Origin of the sequence: Lamprocystis purpurea DSM 4197, assembly GCF_000379525.1 — a bacterium.
In the GTDB taxonomy this organism is placed as follows: Bacteria; Pseudomonadota; Gammaproteobacteria; order Chromatiales; family Chromatiaceae; genus Thiodictyon; species Thiodictyon purpureum.
In genome coordinates this window covers 1-4,342 of record NZ_KB902411.1, presented here as the reverse complement: position 1 = coordinate 4,342, position 4,342 = coordinate 1, and the positions used below count along the sequence as shown (strand labels likewise).

General features: G+C 64.0%; 4 protein-coding genes. 3 read left to right on the top strand and 1 reads right to left on the bottom strand.

Annotated elements, in window-relative coordinates; all coding sequences use genetic code 11:
- Positions 1 to 219, bottom strand: a 219-nt coding sequence (locus A39O_RS0106565; RefSeq protein WP_020503893.1) for an IS3 family transposase, incomplete at its 3' end; no start/stop codon positions are given.
- A gap of 75 nt (positions 220 to 294) precedes the next feature.
- Here A39O_RS0106565 and A39O_RS0106560 point away from each other — a divergent pair.
- From A39O_RS0106560 to A39O_RS0106550, 3 genes are all read left to right on the top strand, one after another.
- Positions 295 to 2,766 (top strand): helicase-related protein, encoded by a 2,472-nt coding sequence (locus A39O_RS0106560; protein WP_169338411.1) that lies wholly within the window; start codon positions 295 to 297, stop codon positions 2,764 to 2,766.
- Positions 2,763 to 4,073, top strand: coding sequence for a hypothetical protein (locus A39O_RS0106555; RefSeq protein ID WP_020503894.1), 1,311 nt, complete (start codon positions 2,763 to 2,765; stop codon positions 4,071 to 4,073). The genes A39O_RS0106560 and A39O_RS0106555 overlap by 4 nt, the downstream gene beginning before the upstream one ends.
- A 50-nt stretch (positions 4,074 to 4,123) precedes the next feature.
- A partial coding sequence (locus A39O_RS0106550) for an IS3 family transposase (RefSeq protein WP_020503893.1) occupies positions 4,124 to 4,342 on the top strand: 219 nt, incomplete at its 3' end.

Genomic DNA, 4,342 nt, shown 5'->3' with positions numbered 1-4,342 from the left:
TTCCGGCCCAGCCTGATCGTCCACTTTCTGACGTCCACGCTTGGTTTCAAACAGCGTCCCGGCCTGCTCCAGGATCTCCTTTTTCCACTGCCCCACCTGGACCGGATGGACTCCATGCTCCTGTCCGATCTCGTTCGTCGTTTTGACCCCGCGGATCGCCTCCAGGCCGACTTTGGCCTTGAAGGATGCCGTGTACGTCTTGCGCTTCGCTTCGCCCATTATGATATGCCCCTTTTGGTTCGACGCGAGCTTAAATTACTGTCCGGTTTTCAGGGTCCACTATACGGAGCGGCAGTGGATTGGCGGATCGACCAGGGACGGGTAGCTACCATTCGCACCGAATTCCTGCCCAGGGTGGAGGTCCCGCAGGTCAGCGCCGAAACCGGAGTCGCCGACCAGGAGGTGCTCCGGATGCGCTGGTTGGCGGAGATCGGCACCGACCCTACCGGACGTTGCGATGCTTTGCGTCGATTCAGCTCCGGGTACGCGACCTGGGTCCAGCAGGTCGCGACCATGGCCGATCGGCTGGGCGATGTAGAGCGGGCAGCCGGGCTACGTATTCACGGGCGAATGGATGCCGCGGTGATGCGTATCGGCGAGGGCATTTGTCTGCTGCGCCGTGACCCCTTGGCGGCGCGAGCCTTCGCACTCACGAACCGTGCGATGGACGCGCAGATGGCTCAAGTGGACCAGGCCGGCGGAAGGCCGCCCCGCGACTATCGCTGGCGTCCTTTCCAACTCGCTTTCCTCCTGCTCACCATCGAGTCCGCCACCAATGAGGGTAGTGGCGACCGGGATATCCTGGACCTGATCTGGTTCCCCACCGGCGGGGGTAAGACCGAGGCTTACCTGGGTCTGATGGCCTTCGTGATCTGCTGGCGCCGGCTCAAATTCGGCGCCACCGGGGGCGGGACCACGGTCCTGATGCGCTATACGCTCCGACTGTTGACCAAGGATCAGTTCCGCCGCGCCGCACGGCTGATCTGTGCCCTGGAATTGCTGCGGCGCAACGTGCCGGAACTGGGGACGCAGCCCATCACCCTGGGCTTGTGGGTCGGCGGGGCATCCAGTCCGAACAACTTCGCAGACGCCAAGACAGCGATTGAACAGGCGATCGAGGACGGTGGCGATCCCCCGAGCCTGCTGGTGCTGGAGACCTGTCCATGGTGTGGGACTCCCTTCGAAACGGCTCGGAACTATTCGGCAGGCTCGGCGCACTTCTATTTCAACTGTACCAACCCAGCCTGTGACTTCGGCGCCACGCCGGGCGGCCCACTGCCCTGTAACGTGGTCGATCCGGCACTCTATCAGGCCCCGCCGACCCTGCTCCTGGCGACCATCGACAAATTCGCCCGGTTGGCCTGGGAAGAAGGCTCCAACGCCTTCTTTGGCCGGGGCGGCAACCGCCCGCCTGAGCTGATCATCCAGGACGAGTTACACCTGATCGCCGGGGCCTTGGGCTCGGTCGCCGGGCTCTACGAGGCCGGGCTGGAAACCGTACTCACAGTGCGCGGGGTTTGCCCAAAGTACATCGCATCCACCGCGACCATTCGGATGGCCCACGAGCAAGTGAAACGACTCTACGGGCGCGAGGCGGCAGTGTTTCCCCCGCCGGGGCTCGATTGCGACGACTCCTATTTCGCCCGCACCATACCGATCAGCGAGAAACCGGGGCGCCTCTATGTCGGCTATCTTGCCCCCGCCCGGAATCGCGCCCATTGTCTGGCGCCGCTCGCGGGTGCCTTGCTGACGGCGCCGGAGGTGCTGTTCGGAGCCTCCGGCGCCGATGCACAGGCCCTGTTCGATGCCTGGTGGACGATCCTGATTTATCACGGCAGTCTCAAAGGTGTGGGCGTCAGCCGTAACGCCCTCCAAGACATCGAGACCTTTATGGCCCGCTATCAGGGCGAGGAGATCGAGCGAAGACAGACGGCCGGGCGAGACGACGACCGTCAGGTGGGAGAGGATCATGCGGCCAATGTCGGAGCCGACTGGACGCGCCGAGAGGCGTTGGCTGAACGCCTAGCCCAGCTCACCAGTCACATGTCGGCGGACGAGAACGCCAGGACCTTCGACCGCCTGGCCTTGCCACGGGAGCAACCGGAGGCGCTGGATCTGGTGCTGGCAACCAATATGGTCTCAGTCGGACTGGACGTGGGGCGACTGGCGGTAATGATCGTCAATGGTCAACCGCTGACCACGGCGGAATACATCCAGGCGAGCAGCCGGGTCGGTCGCGGTGAGGTCCCCGGCATCGTCATCGCCAACTACTATCGCGATCAGGCCCGCAGCCTCTCCCACTACGAGAGCTTCCGCGCCTATCACGAATCCTTCTACCGTTTCGTCGAGCCCACCAGCGTAACGCCCTTCACCTATCAGGCCCGCTTGCGGGCTTTACACGCCGCTTTGGTGATCGCGATCCGCCACGCCGACGGCCGGCTGGCAGCGCGAGAACAGGCCGGAGCCTTCGACCCGACGAACCCCGAGACCGAAATGCTCATTGAGGAGCTGAAGCTTCGCTGTCGTCGTGCGGACCCGGAGCGCGGCGACGACACTGCGGCCCACCTCGATCGCCTCGCGGCCTTGTGGGCCGATGCCGCCCAGCGCTGCCGGGACCAACGGGAGCGCTTGGTCTATCATGGCGGCGACGGTGATCGCCGCGATCAACGGCTGCTGTATAGCCACGAGGCGCGGGTCAAAGGCCTGTGGGCGACCCTGAACAACATGCGCACCGTCGAGAATACCGTGCTGGTGAAGATCCTGTGAATCGACTGGTCGTCACGCGCTGGTCCCACCTGTTGGGCTACAGCGGCGTCGGTGCCATCGTGCGGGCTGATAATGAGCTCTTCGTCATCAAAGACACTCGCTGCTGGACCGACCGGGATGGCAGGCCCGGCGGGGAACTGCTGTGTTATGTGGATCTTTTGCGCAAGTCACTCGGCATCGAACAGGATCTGCGGCAGCCGCCACTCTCTCGGGTGCTCCGCAACGGCGTCGTCGAAGGGACCTGCATCCCGGCCCAGCGCTTCCCGGGCTGGATGCGTTGCCCCCGCTGTGGCCTGCTGTACCGGCAACCTTGGCACCGCGATGCACGGAGCGCTCCTGACAGCGACGCGGCCGATTGTTTGCGTTGTCGATGCACTGGACGGCCACGGTTGCAGCAGGTGGCATGGGTGGTTGCCCATCCCGCGGGCGGACTGCGGGACCTGCCCTGGCATCTCCTGACCCATCGAGATGCGCAGAGCGCTCAGGCGTGTCGGGCCGACAACACGCACGTCTACCTGAGGCTTCGGCGCGCTGCAGGCTCGGGGCTGCACTGGCAGTTGAGTTGCGACCGCTGTCAGGCCACTGCCCCTCTGGAATTGCGTCAGCCACTCCCGGAATTGGATCCCCAGCGTCAGCCCTGGGACTGGTCCAAGAGCAGATCTGCAATCGAGACCAGGCAGCCGGCCCAGATCCTGGAGGTGAACGATGCCCGTCTCTACTACCCACGAACGCGCGGAGCGTTGGTCATCCCACCGGAATCTCGCATCCGCCGCGATGGCGTGCTTGCTTTGCTTTATTCCAACCGCGGCCATCGGGACCAACTCGCGCAAACCCGCTCCGCCCTGGGGCAGCGCGCCTTGATGCGACGACTGGCGGACGAGTACCGCTGCCCGGTTACCGAGGTCGAAGCCGCATGGGCCGAGATCCAGACCGGATGGCCGCTCTATGACCAGGCCGTGACGCCGGGAGGTCTAATCTCCAAGGAATTCCAGGCACTCACCGAGGAAATCGCCGATCTGGCCGACGGCGAGGACTTCGTCCCCCGTCATCAGACGCGGGGCTGGCGAAACCTCACCCTGATCGCCGAGGGAGCGGAAACCTGCGTCTGGGCCGCGCTGGATCAGTTAGTGGCGGTCACCCGGTTGCGCGAGGTCCGTGTCTTCACCGGTTTCTCCCGCATCGTCCAGAACTTTGACGACGGGCTCAGTCCGAGCGATCTCGATGGCTTGAGCGACAAGCCCAAGACCTGGTTGGTCCCGCCGGACCTGGACGGCAGCCTCGACTGGCTGCCGTATAGTGGACCCTGAAAACCGGACAGTAATTTAAGCTCGCGTCGAACCAAAAGGGGCATATCATAATGGGCGAAGCGAAGCGCAAGACGTACACGGCATCCTTCAAGGCCAAAGTCGGCCTGGAGGCGATCCGCGGGGTCAAAACGACGAACGAGATCGGACAGGAGCATGGAGTCCATCCGGTCCAGGTGGGGCAGTGGAAAAAGGAGATCCTGGAGCAGGCCGGGACGCTGTTTGAAACCAAGCGTGGACGTCAGAAAGTGGACGATCAGGCTGGGCCGGAA